Raw genomic sequence first — 15,000 nt, 5'->3', positions numbered from 1 at the left:
GAAATCGCACCACGTAACACATGATATACACCTTGATACTCTTTCATTTTTTCCATCGCGATTACATCTTTCGGTTCTTGCACGACACAAACAACTGATTGATCTCGATGTGAATCATTACAAATATAACAAGGATCACGATCAGTAATATGTCCGCATACAGAACAGTACGCTAAATCTCGCTTCGCATTTACAAGTGCTTTCGCGAAACCTAACACATCATCTTCTTTCATATCTAATACGAAAAATGCCAATCGAACCGCTGTTTTCGGTCCGATACCTGGCAACTTCATAAAACTATCGATTAGTTTTGATATTGGTTCTGGATAATGCATGTATCAATATCCTCCTAGAACATTCCACCTGGTAAGTTTAAGCCTTTTGTAAATTTACCCATTGTAGAGTTTGAAAGCTCATCAGCCTTTTTAAGTGCATCATTTGTTGCAGCTAATACTAAGTCTTGTAACATTTCGATATCTTCTGGATCTACAACTTCCTCTTTAATCTTCACTTCAAGAATTTGCTTGTGACCATTTGCAATAACTGTAATCATTCCGCCGCCAGCTGTACCTTCAACTGTTTTTTCACCAAGCTCTTCTTGTGCTTTCGCCATGTCCTTTTGCATCTTTTGCATTTGTTTCATCATGTTATTCATATTTCCCATTCCGCCACGCATCATAATTAATTCCTCCTAATTATTATTACTCTTTTATTTCAATGAGTTCTTGCCCTACTAACTTCACTGCCTCTTCTATAAGAGGGTCTTCCTTTTTCTCCGGGCTTTCTTCAGACTCTCCACCTTCACGTTGTAAAAAGTCTTCACGGATTTTACCCCATTCACTTTTTGGAATGGCAATCATATTTAACCTTTTACTTAGCAATTCAAATAAAGCTTGTTCTACTGTATCCATAGCTTCTCGATTTTCGCTCGCCATCTTACAGTGAATCTCATATTGAAATGCTAAAACGTAAGTGTCATCTGAAGCTGCCACTGGTTCACTATTTTCAAGTAAAACGGCAAACGCTACTTTGTTATATGATTTGAGTCTTCCTAACAACTCACCCCATACAGCTTTTAATTGTTCTAAATCTTGACGCTTCGCTTGTTTTAATACTTCATTTACACGTCCGACAGGAATTTTCATACTTCCTGTTCGTACCGGTTTTGGTGTTGCACGTGTCTCTCTTACTTCCTGTTGTACACCAGCTGGCACACCGTTCTTTTTGACTTGCTCTAACTCTTTCTCCAGTTGCTGCATCCTGTTCATAATTGCTTGCAAACGATCTGTACCATTTGCTTGCATCATAAACTGTTGACACAATTGCACCATAACAACTTCTAAGAAAATACGCGGATGATTTGTCCACTTCATTTCCTGTTGTCCCTTACTAAGGGTATGAATAATCTCGTAGATCACTTCCGGTTGCATTTCTTCACTCAACTTACGGAATTGATCATCTACAATTACTCGTTCCAACATATGCTCTAGTTGTGGTGAAGTTTGATATAAAAGCATATCACGATAATAGTAAATGAAATCCTCCATAAAACGAACTGGATCCTTCCCTTTACTCATCATTTCATCTATGATTTGCAATGCTCTTGATACATCATTTTCACGTATGCACTCTACTAAATTGCCTAAGTATTGCTGAGAAACAGATCCTGTTACGGCCAATACATCTTCTGTCGTAACAATCTCATCACTATAAGATATAGCCTGATCAATAAGACTAAGCGCGTCACGCATACCACCTTCGGCAGCACGCGCAACAATTTGTAATGCTTCACCTTCCACTTGCGTACCTTCATTTGTCACGACCGTTGATAATCTCTCAACAATATCATTCACTGATATTTTTCGGAATTCAAAGCGCTGACAACGTGAAATGATTGTAGGTGGGATCTTATGAGGTTCTGTTGTCGCCAAAATAAAGATAACATGTCCTGGCGGCTCTTCTAAGGTTTTTAAAAGCGCATTGAATGCACCCATAGAAAGCATGTGAACTTCATCAATAATGTATACTTTATATTCTACAGCACTTGGAGCGTATTTTACTTTATCTCTAATATCTCGAATTTCATCTACACCGTTATTTGAAGCCGCATCAATTTCTAATACATCTGAAATGGATCCTTGTGTGATTCCTAAACAAGAAGGACATTCATTACAAGGTTCAGCTACCGGAGCATGTTCACAGTTAATTGCTTTTGCAAATACTTTTGCAATTGTCGTTTTTCCTGTTCCCCTCGGGCCAGAAAATAAATAAGCATGTGAAACTTTCTCTTGAAGAAGGGCATTTTGCAACGTTTTTGTCACGTGCTTTTGACCGACTACATCTTCGAACTTTTGCGGTCTCCATGTTCGGTATAACGCTTGGTATGACACGAAAATACGGCCTCCCTCAAAGGTTATTATCTCATTTATTATAACCCATTCTGTTTATAGATTCCAAAAGTTATTTTCTATACAAAAAACTCACCTTTGTATTAAGGTGAGTTTTGTATACATATATAACTGCCGTGCACCCTCCGTCGATTACGTACCATAAGCGTTACTCAAGCAGTTAGCTCGGTTCAGGCACTCCTGCGGCACACGAGAAGACCCGCTTATTGCTGCTTCCTTCCGGACCTGACAAGGTTCACGGGGTCCCGTTGCGCAGGACCCAAACGTCAACACCACTTACTTAAGGCAGACCTTACAGCAACATAACCTCGAGAGGGGATTCGGCCTCGCTAGAGCGGATTGCGAGTATAGGGCACCGCTACCTCCCCGCTTAGCACGGCAAAGTTAAAACCAATATTCGGTTGCCTTCATTAAAGGCATTATCAGTATAACTTGTTTCTTTAGAAAATGCAAATACGTTAGTTCCCAGTATTCTTCTCTAATTTTTTTATTGCTTTTCTTTTTTTACGAAGCTCTCTAAAAAAGTTTGTTAACAACGTACCGCATTCTTCCTCTAGTACACCAGATACTACTTCACATTGATGATTGAAGCGTTCATCCGTTAAAAGATTCATCAATGTCCCTGCACATCCGCCCTTCGGATCACTTGCACCATATACAACTCGCTTCACTCGTGATAAAACAATTCCACCCGCACACATTGGACAAGGTTCTAATGTTACATACAATGTTGCATCTTCTAAACGCCATGTCCCTAATTTTTTACATGCATCATCTATCGCTAGCAACTCAGCATGAGCTATTGATCTTTGCTCAGTTTCCCTTAAATTATGGGCAACACTAATTACCTCACCATCTAACACTATAACTGCTCCAATTGGTACTTCCTGTATTTCCTCTGCCTTTTTAGCTTCTTCTATCGCTAATTGCATAAAATAAATATCTTGATCTTGTTCCATAACATAGTCCTTTCATTACAAATAAAGTACACTTATTTCCATTTACTACACAGGGGATAACTTTTACAAATTCAATCCACCCTAAAAGAAAAAAGAGAGGGGATTACATATGAAAAATACCGCCTTGCTCATTATCGATATGATTAATAACTTTCAATTTTCCCACGGACCCATTCTAGCTAAAAAATGCGAAACTATAACAAACCCTATTTTACAATTAAAGAAAAAAATGAAATCCTTCGGCTATCCTATAATTTACGTTAATGACCATTATCAACTTTGGAGATCTGATATCGACCAACTTATTACTCATTGCACAAATGAATATAGCGAAAATATAATCCATAAGATTGCTCCAAGTTTTGATGAGTACATTTTTATTAAACCACATTATTCCGCTTTTTATGAAACACCTTTAAATTCATTACTAGGTTATTTAAAAATAGAAAATCTAATATTAACAGGGGTTGCCGGAAATATATGTATCCTATTTACAGCTAATGATGCTCATATGAGAAATTATAAATTGTATGTACCACAGGATTGTATCGCCTCTAACAACGACCAAGATAATATACATGCTTTAAAAATAATGGAAACTACATTGAAAGCAAATATAACATCATCAACCAAAATAAAATTTAATTAATACATATATCTATTTTCTAACTTTTTATATCAAATTAACCCGCTCGCTTCCCTCTTGTGCTACAATAATTCTGTTTTGTGTTTTTAGTAGTCACGGTAAATCACTGATTGAAAGGAGGAAACAGCGTGACCGGAGTACCATTTATCACGGTTGAAGGACCAATTGGTGTTGGAAAAACTTCACTTGCGAAGGAAATTTCAACTCACATGCAACTCCACTTACTAAAAGAGATTGTTGATGAAAATCCCTTTTTAGGAAAGTTCTATGAAGACATTGACGAATGGAGTTTTCAAACAGAGATGTTCTTTCTTTGTAATAGATACAAACAATTAGAAGACATTAACATAAAGTACTTGAATCAAAGGAAACCAGTAGTAGCGGATTACCATATCTTTAAAAATTTAATTTTTGCATCCCGCACATTAAAAGACTCTCAATATGACAAATACATGCAAATTTATCGTATCCTTACACAAGATATGCCTGTGCCAAATGTCATTGTTTATTTAACAGCTAGCCTAGAAACATTGCAAAAACGAATCGCCATGCGCGGAAGAGAATTTGAAAAAAACATGGATCCAAATTACTTACTACAGCTCACAAAAGATTATGAAACAGCAATGGATGCTTTTAAAAAAGATCATCCGGAAATACCAGTATTGAAATTTAATGGCGACGATATGGATTTTGTAAAAAATCCTGATGATTTAAACGTTATCCTATCTGCCCTTCAAAATACTCTCTTAAAGGAGTCGAAATAATAATGAATTTAAGGCAAAAATATGATATACCCAATGACGCGGTAATCACTATCGCCGGAACAGTAGGTGTGGGTAAATCAACTATGACAACTGCATTAGCTAATGCTTTAGGTTATCGCACATCATTTGAAAAAGTAGATTCCAATCCATATTTGGACAAGTTCTATGCGGACTTCACTCGCTGGAGCTTCCACCTACAAGTGTACTTTTTAGCAGAACGATTTAAGGAACAAAAAAGAATTTTTGAATATGGTGGCGGTTTTGTTCAAGATCGTTCCATTTACGAAGACACTGGAATTTTCGCAAAGATGCATCATGAAAAAGGAACAATGACGGAAACTGATTATGAAACATACAAAGGTTTATTTGACGCTATGGTCATGACTCCTTACTTCCCTCATCCAGACTTATTAATTTACTTAGAAGGTTCTTTCGATGATATTGTCGATCGTATTCAAGAACGCGGGCGCCCAATGGAACAGCAAACACCAATTGAGTACTGGAAAGAAATGCATGGACGTTATGAAAACTGGATTAACAACTTTAATTCATGCCCTGTATTACGCTTAAATATTAATGAGTACGATATTTTAAAAGATGGTGATTCAATCGAACCAATCATAAAAAAAATTGGCCATTTTTTAAAACAAACACGTAAACTTGTAAAATAAAAAACCCGTGCATATGCACGGGTTTTCCTATTAAATTACTTCTTCTTTGTTGGAGCAATAATTTCACTCTCAGGTTTTCCTGCGTTAATGCGCTGACGAACAGTACTTGTACTAATATCGTATGCTTCAGCAATCTCTTTAACAGTCATTTCTTTCCCGTTAATTACTGCCGTTAATACTTTACCTGTACGTTTTGGAGCTGCTTCTTTCTTTACAGCTGCTTTTTTAACTTGTTTTGGCGCCTCTACTTTACTCGTAGCTGGTTTTACATCACAAGTACAACCACAAAGTTTACGGAATGTATCATCACTAATAATGCGTGATACGTTTGCACCACTGTTTAAAATTCTATTGTTCTTACAGACAGGACATTGTACATAATATAAAGTTTTTCCATCTAAAGGAAACGTTTGTATAATAAGATCCATGTTGACTCCTTTCATATCTATGAAGATAATCATCGGAATATGAGTGTGTAATAAGGACAAAATTACCTTACACCATACTTTATGATTGGTTTTAAAATAAAAACTCGTTACGTGTTGGTAACGAGTTCTCCAATCTCCACTTATATGCGCTGTTGTCAATTATATCTGGAGGAGGTAGAGGGATTCGAACCCCCGCGCGACTCTCGCCGCCTGTCGGTTTTCAAGACCGATCCCTTCAGCCAGACTTGGGTATACCTCCATATTGACATCAAATATAATATCAAAAGAAAAACAGTTAGTCAACCCTACTAAAATAAATTATGAGGAAAGGAAAATTTTACTTTCCCCTTCCTACATTACAGTACTGACAACGCTCATAATTACCAATCACTCATACCGATGAATGTTTAAATTTACTTAATAACTGTTTTTCCTCCCATATAAGGGCGAAGAACTTCTGGAATTATAATTGTACCATCTTCTTGTTGGTAATTCTCTAAAATAGCTGCAACCGTACGTCCAATTGCAAGACCAGATCCATTTAATGTATGAACATGTTCTGGTTTTCCATTTGGTTCACGGCGGAAACGGATATTTGCACGTCTCGCTTGGAAAGCTTCAAAATTACTACAAGAAGAAATTTCACGATATGTGCCATAGCTTGGAATCCATACTTCAATATCATATTTCTTCGCTGCTGTAAATCCTAAATCGCCTGTGCACATGCTCATAACGCGATATGGCAACTCTAATAATTGTAACACGCGTTCTGCATCATTTGTTAACTTTTCTAACTCTTCATAAGAATCTTCTGGTTTTACGAACTTCACAAGCTCTACTTTATTGAACTGATGCTGGCGAATTAAACCACGTGTATCACGCCCAGCTGAACCTGCTTCAGAACGGAAGCAAGAGCTAAATGCAGCATATCTTATAGGCAATTGCTCTTTATTTAAAATCTCATCACGATGCATATTCGTTACAGGTACTTCAGCTGTTGGAATTAAGAAGTAATCTTCACTTTCAATACGGAATGCATCTTCTTCAAACTTTGGAAGTTGTCCTGTTCCTGTCATACTTGCACGGTTTACCATATATGGAGGTAATACTTCTTCATATCCATGCTCATCAGTATGAAGATCAAGCATAAAGCTAATTAAAGCACGCTCTAATCTTGCACCAGCACCTTTGTAAAATACGAAGCGGCTTCCTGTTACTTTCCCAGCGCGTTCAAAATCTAAAATTCCTAAATCAGTAGCAAGATCCCAATGTGGTTTTGGCTCATAAGTAAATTCTTTCACTTCTCCCCAAGTACGTGCTACTACATTATCATCCTCTGTTTCACCAACTGGAGCAGATTCATGAGGGATATTTGGAATAGATAACATTAATCTTTCTAAGTCTTCTTCAACTGTACGAAGTTCGTTATCAAGATCCTTTACTTTTTCTCCAACTTCACGCATTTCTAAAATTAGAGCTTCTGCATCTTTCTTTTCGCGCTTTAATACAGAAATTTGTTGAGATACTTCGTTACGTTTACTTTTTAATTCTTCTGTCTGAACAAGTAGTTCTCTTCTTCTCGTATCAAGTTCTTCAAAACGTCCGAAATCAGTTAAATCTTCGCCTCTATGCTGTAATTTCGCTTTTACTTCTTCAAAGTTTGTACGTAAAAATTTAATATCAAGCATTATATACTCCTCCTTTTATTTTATAAAACACAAAAAACTCCCGTCCCTATGTAAAGGGACGGGAGTTAACCCGCGTTGCCACCCTAGTTGAAAGCATTACCGCTTTCCTCTCAAGTAGAAATAACGGCTCTTCACCGGGAATGCTTACTAATCCAAAAGATATTCCACATTCCATTCCAGGATGGATTCACAAACTGTTTCTATCGATTTCCACCAACCATCGACTCTCTATAAGAAACGACATTTGTTACTATTTCCTATCAACACGCTTATTTTATAAAATTGTTACCATCAATTTACTATAATCTTATACAAGTTGCAAGTTACTTATACAACTTTTTTCATTTTCGCTTCTTTTACCATTTCAACAAAGTATGCTGTCACACGATGATCATCTGTTAATTCCGGATGGAATGAAGCAGCTAAAAACTGATCTTGTCTTACCGCTACCATTCGGTCACCATGCTTAGAAAGCACTTCAACATTATCAGCTACTTCTACAACATACGGCGCACGGATAAATACACCAACGAAGTCTTCACCCACGCCTTCAATTGAAAGCGCAGCCTCAAAACTATCCTTTTGGCGTCCGAACGCATTGCGCTCAACTGTAATATCCATAGCACCAATATGTGCTTCTTCATAGCCAATAAGTGTTTTCGCAAGAAGAATCATCCCTGCACATGTACCAAACATTGGTTTACCAGACTTTGCAAATGTACGAAGTGGTTCCATGAAAGCATACTTATCAATAAGACGGCGCATTGTTGTACTTTCACCGCCCGGTAAAATAAGACCATCAATCTCTTCAAGTTGCTCTATACGCTTTACAACAACAGCTTCTGCACCACTTGCTTCAACTGATTTTACATGCTCACGAACTGCACCTTGAAGACCTAGTACACCGATTTTCACCATTTTAAAGTTCTCCTTTAATTACCATCCACGCTCTTGCATGCGTTGTTCTGGTAATAACGTTGAAATTTCGACACCCTTCATTGCATTACCTAATCCTTTAGAAAGGCTTGCAATTAGTTCGTAATCTTCATAATGAGTCGTTGCTTCAACGATTGCACGTGCAAATTTCTCTGGGTTTTCTGATTTGAAGATACCAGATCCAACAAATACTCCATCAGCACCAAGTTGCATCATTAATGCTGCATCTGCTGGTGTTGCTACACCACCTGCCGCAAAGTTTACAACTGGTAAGCGACCAAGACGTTTAATTTCAAGTAATACTTCGTAAGGAGCGCCAGTATTTTTTGCATATGTCATTAACTCATCTTCACGTAGACTCGCAACTTGACGGATTTCTGCATTGACTTGGCGCATATGACGCACTGCCTCTACAATGTTTCCTGTTCCTGGTTCACCTTTTGTACGAAGCATAGATGCACCTTCTGCAATACGACGTGCAGCTTCTCCGATATCACGGCAACCACATACAAATGGAACTGTGTAATCACGTTTATTTAAATGGTATACTTCATCAGCAGGAGTTAATACTTCACTCTCATCGATATAGTCTACCCCTAATGATTCTAATACACGTGCTTCTACAAGGTGACCGATACGGCATTTTGCCATAACCGGAATTGACACCGCACCCATAACTTCTTCAACAATTGTTGGGTCTGCCATACGAGAAACGCCACCTGCTGCACGAATATCTGCTGGTACACGCTCTAATGCCATAACGGCAACTGCGCCTGCCTCTTCTGCAATTTTTGCTTGTTCAGCGTTAACTACGTCCATAATAACGCCGCCTTTTTGCATTTCTGCCATTCCACGTTTTACACGTTCTGTCCCTGTTACATTTGTCATGTACAAAAACCCCCCTAGGTGAATTGCTTTCCCCCGTTAAAGGCGAAAATTAAGAATACTCTTACATTCTACCACTAACTATCAGATGCTTGTCTACTACTTTTTCATAAAGTCGGTATGAAAAATAGGAATAAAAAAAAGCTCCTATCGTGAGGAGCTTTTAAAACCAACCTTTTACTGTATCAACAGCACTATTCCACATACCACTAAAGAATGAACCAATTCCGCGCATAGCACGAGTAAACCAGTTTGCTTCTTCTACTTCAGATGTCGTTACAAGATCCACTTGCAGTGACTTACCAGTTAAAAATCCAGGGTCGTTTGGATCTTTTGGTGTAATTACCATTTGACCAAGCGCAGCTCCCTTTTTAATAGGTGCTTCTTGTCCCTTACTTGATTCTTTTAATTCTGTTTTATAAACATCTTTACTTCCTTTTGGCACTGGAAGTGAAATAGCTTGTTTCGTTTGAACTGCTACATCTTTATCTTTCGCATTTTCTACTCGTACTGTTTCTTGTCCTTTTACTGAAGAACCTTTTTTATACATTTGTTTCACTTCAAAGTTAGCAAATCCATAATCATATAGCTTCTTTGTTTCATCAAAACGTGCTGTATGAGAACTTGTTTTAATAACTACAGAAATAAAACGCATTCCGTTTCTTTCAACCGTACCAGTGAAGCAATCTCCTGCTTCTGGAGTTGAGCCTGTTTTTAAGCCATCTACACCATCATATTCTTTAACTAAGCCCTTTAACATCCAGTTCCAGTTCGACATTCCAAACTTCTCTTTTTCTGGACGGAATTCTTTTTTAGGGATTTTTGCTGTATCTAACACTTTTGGATAATCTTTAATTAAATGTTGTGCTAAAGTTGCAACATCCTTTGCAGACATTTTATTTTCTTCATCCGCTGTTGTTCCTTCAGGATGCATTCCCTTTAAATCTTTATTCGTTAAACCTGTAGAATTGACAAATTTATAATTTTTCAACCCTAGTTCTTTCGATTTATCATTCATCATTTTTACGAAGTCTACTTCTTTACCTGCAATTGCTTCTGCTAATGCAATTGTTGCACCATTTGCAGAAAAGATTGCCATTGCCTCGTATAACTCTTTTACTGTATAAGAGCCACCATTTTCTAATGCAACATTTGATAATGAAGCATCTTGTGAAACCTTATATGCATATTCAGAAACCTTAATTTTCTGGTCCCACTTAAGTTTTCCTTTATCCACTGCTTCGTGAACTAAATATTCACTCATCATCTTTGTCATACTAGCAATGGATAATAATTCATCTGCATTCTTTTGATATAAAATTTTCCCAGAATTCGCTTCTACTAAAATTGCCGCACCTGCTTCAATGTTTAAAGCGGCTCCTGTTTCAGCTGATGCATTGCTATATGGCATAAAGATGCTACAAGCTAGTGTAAGCACTGTTACCAAAGCAATGAATCTTTTGCAAAACATACCTTTCACTTTTGCTACCCCCAATATCTATGTACTCACATAACCGTTATTCTAACATAATCAAAAAAAAATAGACAGAGATATCAAATCTCTGTCTATTTGTATATAAGACATTATAACGAGTAGTTTGGAGCCTCTTTTGTAATTTGTACGTGATGAGGATGACTTTCACGTAAGCCGGCACCTGACATACGAATGAATTGTGCATTTTCGCGTAAGAATTCTAAATCCTGTGCTCCGCAATATCCCATACCTGCACGTAAGCCACCAACTAATTGGTGAACTGTATCTGCTAAAGGTCCTTTATATGGCACTCGTCCTTCAATACCTTCTGGGACAAGTTTTTTATTGCCTTCTTGGAAGTAACGATCTTTACTTCCTTTTTCCATCGCACCGACAGAACCCATACCACGATACACTTTAAATTGACGACCTTGGTAAATTTCAGTTTCTCCAGGACTTTCTGCAACACCTGCAAACATGCTACCTAGCATAACAACATGTGCTCCTGCCGCTAATGCTTTCACCATATCACCAGAGTACTTAATACCGCCATCAGCAATAACTGGAATACCGTGTTTGCGAGCTTCTGTTGCACAATCATAAACTGCAGTTAATTGTGGTACACCAACACCGGCTACAACGCGTGTTGTACAAATAGAACCTGGTCCAATACCAACTTTAACTACGTTTGCACCAGCTTCAATTAATGCTTTCGTTGCTTCAGCAGTAGCAACATTTCCAGCGATAATATTTAGTGATGGGTATTTAGCACGAACTTCTTTTACCTTATCAATAACACCTTTAGAATGCCCATGTGCTGTATCAAGTACAATTGCATCTACACTAGCTTTTACTAATGCATCAATGCGAAGCATAGCATCCGCTGTTACACCAACTGCTGCTCCAACTAATAAGCGTCCTTGCTTATCCTTAGCAGAGTTTGGGAATTCAATTACTTTTTCAATGTCTTTTATTGTAATAAGCCCTTGTAATACACCGTTATTATCAACAAGAGGGAGTTTTTCAATTTTATACTTTTGTAGGATCTTTTCAGCTTCTTCCAGTGTAGTACCAACTGGAGCTGTAATTAATTGTTCTTTTGTCATTACGTCAGAAATTTTGATTGAGTAGTCTTGGATGAAGCGCATATCACGGTTTGTAATAATACCAACTAACTTTCGCTCATCTAAATTATTTACAACCGGTACACCTGAGATACGATATTTTCCCATAAGATGTTCTGCATCATATACTTGATGTTCTGGAGTTAAGAAGAAAGGATCTGAAATAACGCCGCTTTCAGAGCGCTTTACTTTATCAACTTGCTCTGCTTGTTGCTCAATAGACATATTCTTATGAATAATTCCTAAACCACCTTGGCGAGCCATTGCAATAGCCATGTCAGCTTCTGTTACTGTATCCATTCCTGCACTAATTAACGGGATGTTTAGCTGTAAGCTTTCAGATAAAACTGTTTTAACACTTACTTCTCTTGGTAATATATCTGACCTAGCTGGTACAAGTAATACATCATCAAAAGTCAAACCTTCTTTAACAAATTTAGATTCCCACATAATTGTTCCCCCTATGATACCAGAAATTATTATTAGTAGCTTATCAATTGGTTAAAATACTGTCAAGGACGTATATATATGTTAGAATTTTTAGACAATAAAAGGAGCGTAATATATGCATCAAACATCTTGTACTTGGCAGCAGTTAAGTTTCTTTTTTTCATCTCAAAATGTACAACGTTATCTTGCCCGTTGTTATGAAAAATCCTCTATTCAGGATGCAGAAAAAAAAAGTTTTGAAAATTGTTATCCCTTTATTTATTACTTAGAACACGGGAAAAATTATTATGAATTATATAAGACAGCTCCATTTTCCATTCAACCAATGTTGTTATTTTATGGAATTAGCCAACTGTTTAAAGCATGCCTACTAACTATTGACCCTAACTATCCTGAATCCACTACTGTTTTAGCTCATGGTGTTACAACTCGCAAACGAAAAAAACAAGGGTATCAATTTTTAGAAGATGAGGTGAAGGTACAAAAAAACGGATTGTTTACTCATGTTGCAGAACAACTGTTTCACATGAAACACTTAGAAGCAGAAAAATTTAACATGTTAGAACTAATGGGAAATATTCCAGAATTACAAAATTTATTTCGTTATAGTCAAAAAGGATCAACTTTATATAAAATTGATTCAACAATTAAAAATGAGCTCTCCTTTTCAGTCAACCTACTAGATCGATTACATATGACTAAAGAGAGATTTTCTCGTTACATTGAAACATCTTGTAAGCATTTATCAATACAACACGTACCTGAGAAGACTAATGAATCGAATTTACTTTTTACAGCGCCCATTCAATCATGGAATCCTATGTACAGTACTCCTTTATACTATGAACATCTTACTAATACTTATTATTTGCCACTTACGACTGACCCTAGAAATCCTAAGCCAATATTACCTGAACTCCTCATTCATTATTTATTGCTCTATAATTTAAGCATGATTTCTAGATATGAAACAGATTGGTGGTATGACTTACTTGGAAGTTATGGTTCTGAAGATTATCCATTTATTTATCAATTTCTAAGTATTTCTGCTCAAAAAATCCCTTACTATATTTCAAATTTTTTATTAATGGAACCAAATCTATTTCATGGGAAATAAAAAAACACAAGTCAAATGACTTGTGTTTTTAGTTGCTTGGCGACGTCCTACTCTCACAGGGACAAGGTCCCAACTACCATCGGCGCTAGAGAGCTTAACTTCCGTGTTCGGTATGGGAACGGGTGTGACCTCTCTGCCATCATCACCAAACTATGAAGGCATATTCCTTCAAAACTAGATAACATTTGCTACATATTATATGGTTAAGTCCTCGATCTATTAGTATTCGTCAGCTCCACATGTCACCATGCTTCCACCTCGAACCTATCAACCTGATCATCTTTCAGGGATCTTACTAGCTTACGCTATGGGAAATCTCATCTTGAGGGGGGCTTCATGCTTAGATGCTTTCAGCACTTATCCCTTCCGCACATAGCTACCCAGCTATGCCCTTGGCAGAACAACTGGTACACCAGCGGTGCGTCCATCCCGGTCCTCTCGTACTAAGGACAGCTCCTCTCAAATTTCCTACGCCCACGACGGATAGGGACCGAACTGTCTCACGACGTTCTGAACCCAGCTCGCGTACCGCTTTAATGGGCGAACAGCCCAACCCTTGGGACCGACTACAGCCCCAGGATGCGATGAGCCGACATCGAGGTGCCAAACCTCCCCGTCGATGTGGACTCTTGGGGGAGATAAGCCTGTTATCCCCGGGGTAGCTTTTATCCGTTGAGCGATGGCCCTTCCATGCGGAACCACCGGATCACTAAGCCCGACTTTCGTCCCTGCTCGACTTGTAGGTCTCGCAGTCAAGCTCCCTTATGCCTTTGCACTCTACGAATGATTTCCAACCATTCTGAGGGAACCTTTGGGCGCCTCCGTTACACTTTAGGAGGCGACCGCCCCAGTCAAACTGCCCACCTGACACTGTCTCCCGGGTCGATAAGACCCGTAGGTTAGAATTTCAATACAGTCAGGGCGGTATCCCACCAGCGCCTCCACCGAAGCTAGCGCTCCGGTTTCAATGGCTCCCGCCTATCCTGTACAAACTGTACCAAAATTCAATATCAGGCTACAGTAAAGCTCCACGGGGTCTTTCCGTCCTGTCGCGGGTAACCTGCATCTTCACAGGTACTATAATTTCACCGAGTCTCTGGTTGAGACAGTGCCCAAATCGTTACACCTTTCGTGCGGGTCGGAACTTACCCGACAAGGAATTTCGCTACCTTAGGACCGTTATAGTTACGGCCGCCGTTTACTGGGGCTTCAGTTCAGAGCTTCGCTTACGCTAACCCCTCTCCTTAACCTTCCAGCACCGGGCAGGTGTCACCCCCTATACTTCGCCTTACGGCTTCGCAGAGAGCTGTGTTTTTGCTAAACAGTCGCTTGGGCCTATTCACTGCGGCTTTCCGTTAAGAAAGCACCCCTTCTCCCGAAGTTACGGGGTCATTTTGCCGAGTTCCTTAACCAGAGTTCTCTCGCACACCTTAGGATTCTCTCCTCGCCT

14 protein-coding genes, 1 tRNA gene, 2 rRNA genes, 1 other RNA gene and 1 other annotated feature (2 of these 19 running past the window's edge) are annotated in these 15,000 nt (G+C 38.4%); of the genes, 4 read left to right on the top strand and 14 right to left on the bottom strand.

Going from position 1 to position 15,000, the window contains the following annotated elements; translation table 11 throughout:
* From recR to tadA, 5 genes are all read right to left on the bottom strand, one after another.
* A protein-coding gene (recR, locus tag NST90_RS00135) for a recombination protein RecR (protein WP_000559169.1) crosses the window boundary here: on the bottom strand, positions 1–335 show its 5' portion. 262 nt of this gene lie to the left of the window's left edge; only the first 335 of its 597 coding nucleotides appear in the window; its start codon is at positions 333–335; its stop codon lies off the left edge, out of view.
* 14 nt (positions 336–349) lie between these two features.
* The gene (locus NST90_RS00130) at positions 350–676 is read right to left on the bottom strand and encodes a YbaB/EbfC family nucleoid-associated protein (protein WP_014894853.1); all 327 of its coding nucleotides are present in this window, start codon (positions 674–676) and stop codon (positions 350–352) included.
* 25 nt (positions 677–701) lie between these two features.
* Positions 702–2,390, bottom strand: a complete 1,689-nt coding sequence (dnaX, locus tag NST90_RS00125; protein ID WP_000121587.1) for a DNA polymerase III subunit gamma/tau — start codon at positions 2,388–2,390, stop codon at positions 702–704.
* A 132-nt stretch (positions 2,391–2,522) separates the two neighbouring features.
* Positions 2,523–2,787, bottom strand: an RNA gene (gene ffs, locus NST90_RS00120) — signal recognition particle sRNA large type.
* A gap of 79 nt (positions 2,788–2,866) precedes the next feature.
* Entirely contained in the window at positions 2,867–3,367 is a 501-nt protein-coding gene (gene tadA, locus NST90_RS00115) for a tRNA adenosine(34) deaminase TadA (RefSeq protein WP_000434329.1), read from the bottom strand.
* A gap of 109 nt (positions 3,368–3,476) precedes the next feature.
* On the opposite strand from tadA, the gene NST90_RS00110 reads away from it, so the two are divergent.
* From NST90_RS00110 to NST90_RS00100, 3 genes are all read left to right on the top strand, one after another.
* Positions 3,477–4,016 carry an isochorismatase family cysteine hydrolase gene (locus NST90_RS00110; protein WP_283748303.1) on the top strand — a complete coding sequence of 180 codons (540 nt, stop codon included), beginning with the start codon at positions 3,477–3,479 and terminating at the stop codon, positions 4,014–4,016.
* Positions 4,017–4,141: 125 nt separating this feature from the next.
* Positions 4,142–4,777 carry a deoxynucleoside kinase gene (locus NST90_RS00105; RefSeq protein WP_000148218.1) on the top strand — a complete coding sequence of 212 codons (636 nt, stop codon included), beginning with the start codon at positions 4,142–4,144 and terminating at the stop codon, positions 4,775–4,777.
* A gap of 2 nt (positions 4,778–4,779) precedes the next feature.
* Entirely contained in the window at positions 4,780–5,448 is a 669-nt protein-coding gene (locus NST90_RS00100; protein ID WP_001053585.1) for a deoxynucleoside kinase, read from the top strand.
* 35 nt (positions 5,449–5,483) lie between these two features.
* On the opposite strand, the gene NST90_RS00095 is transcribed toward NST90_RS00100, so the two are convergent.
* The 7 genes from NST90_RS00095 to guaB all read right to left on the bottom strand — a co-directional run bounded on the left by NST90_RS00095 (position 5,484) and on the right by guaB (position 12,433).
* Positions 5,484–5,876, bottom strand: a complete 393-nt coding sequence (locus tag NST90_RS00095) for a DUF3797 domain-containing protein (RefSeq protein ID WP_000364193.1) — start codon at positions 5,874–5,876, stop codon at positions 5,484–5,486.
* Positions 5,877–6,042: 166 nt separating this feature from the next.
* Positions 6,043–6,135 (bottom strand) — tRNA-Ser (locus NST90_RS00090).
* 154 nt (positions 6,136–6,289) lie between these two features.
* On the bottom strand, positions 6,290–7,564 hold the full coding sequence (gene serS / locus NST90_RS00085) for a serine--tRNA ligase (protein WP_000884187.1): 1,275 nt from the start codon (positions 7,562–7,564) through the stop codon (positions 6,290–6,292).
* 51 nt (positions 7,565–7,615) lie between these two features.
* Positions 7,616–7,837 (bottom strand) — a binding site (T-box leader).
* Between the two features lie 54 nt (positions 7,838–7,891).
* On the bottom strand, positions 7,892–8,482 hold the full coding sequence (gene pdxT, locus NST90_RS00080; RefSeq protein WP_000238785.1) for a pyridoxal 5'-phosphate synthase glutaminase subunit PdxT: 591 nt from the start codon (positions 8,480–8,482) through the stop codon (positions 7,892–7,894).
* Between the two features lie 18 nt (positions 8,483–8,500).
* On the bottom strand, positions 8,501–9,388 hold the full coding sequence (pdxS, locus tag NST90_RS00075) for a pyridoxal 5'-phosphate synthase lyase subunit PdxS (RefSeq protein ID WP_000186165.1): 888 nt from the start codon (positions 9,386–9,388) through the stop codon (positions 8,501–8,503).
* Positions 9,389–9,548: 160 nt separating this feature from the next.
* Positions 9,549–10,856 carry a D-alanyl-D-alanine carboxypeptidase DacA gene (gene dacA / locus NST90_RS00070; protein ID WP_130813769.1) on the bottom strand — a complete coding sequence of 436 codons (1,308 nt, stop codon included), beginning with the start codon at positions 10,854–10,856 and terminating at the stop codon, positions 9,549–9,551.
* Between the two features lie 113 nt (positions 10,857–10,969).
* The gene (gene guaB / locus NST90_RS00065; RefSeq protein ID WP_000264088.1) at positions 10,970–12,433 is read right to left on the bottom strand and encodes an IMP dehydrogenase; all 1,464 of its coding nucleotides are present in this window, start codon (positions 12,431–12,433) and stop codon (positions 10,970–10,972) included.
* 115 nt (positions 12,434–12,548) lie between these two features.
* Between guaB and NST90_RS00060 the strand changes: the two genes are divergently transcribed.
* Entirely contained in the window at positions 12,549–13,550 is a 1,002-nt protein-coding gene (locus NST90_RS00060; protein ID WP_000554287.1) for a YaaC family protein, read from the top strand.
* Between the two features lie 34 nt (positions 13,551–13,584).
* Here NST90_RS00060 and rrf read toward each other — a convergent pair.
* A 5S ribosomal RNA gene (rrf, locus tag NST90_RS00055) occupies positions 13,585–13,700 on the bottom strand.
* 49 nt (positions 13,701–13,749) lie between these two features.
* Positions 13,750–15,000: ribosomal RNA gene (locus NST90_RS00050) — 23S ribosomal RNA — on the bottom strand; it runs 1,671 nt beyond the window's last position.

Origin of the sequence: Bacillus sp. FSL E2-8900 (assembly GCF_037966225.1) — a bacterium.
In the GTDB taxonomy this organism is placed as follows: domain Bacteria; phylum Bacillota; class Bacilli; order Bacillales; family Bacillaceae_G; genus Bacillus_A; species Bacillus_A cereus.
This window is presented reverse-complemented; position numbering and strand designations above follow the sequence as displayed.

Excerpts from the sequence above, each read along its gene's own strand:
- pdxT (WP_000238785.1), bottom strand. The coding sequence starts at position 8,482 with ATGGTGAAAATCGGTGTACTAGGTCTTCAAGGTGCAGTTCGTGAGCAT.
- pdxS (WP_000186165.1), bottom strand. The coding sequence starts at position 9,388 with ATGACAAATGTAACAGGGACAGAACGTGTAAAACGTGGAATGGCAGAA.
- guaB (WP_000264088.1), bottom strand. The coding sequence starts at position 12,433 with ATGTGGGAATCTAAATTTGTTAAAGAAGGTTTGACTTTTGATGATGTA.
- NST90_RS00130 (WP_014894853.1), bottom strand. The coding sequence starts at position 676 with ATGCGTGGCGGAATGGGAAATATGAATAACATGATGAAACAAATGCAA.
- dacA (WP_130813769.1), bottom strand. The coding sequence starts at position 10,856 with ATGTTTTGCAAAAGATTCATTGCTTTGGTAACAGTGCTTACACTAGCT.
- NST90_RS00100 (WP_001053585.1), top strand. The coding sequence starts at position 4,780 with ATGAATTTAAGGCAAAAATATGATATACCCAATGACGCGGTAATCACT.
- serS (WP_000884187.1), bottom strand. The coding sequence starts at position 7,564 with ATGCTTGATATTAAATTTTTACGTACAAACTTTGAAGAAGTAAAAGCG.
- NST90_RS00095 (WP_000364193.1), bottom strand. The coding sequence starts at position 5,876 with ATGGATCTTATTATACAAACGTTTCCTTTAGATGGAAAAACTTTATAT.
- NST90_RS00060 (WP_000554287.1), top strand. The coding sequence starts at position 12,549 with ATGCATCAAACATCTTGTACTTGGCAGCAGTTAAGTTTCTTTTTTTCA.
- NST90_RS00110 (WP_283748303.1), top strand. The coding sequence starts at position 3,477 with ATGAAAAATACCGCCTTGCTCATTATCGATATGATTAATAACTTTCAA.
- tadA (WP_000434329.1), bottom strand. The coding sequence starts at position 3,367 with ATGGAACAAGATCAAGATATTTATTTTATGCAATTAGCGATAGAAGAA.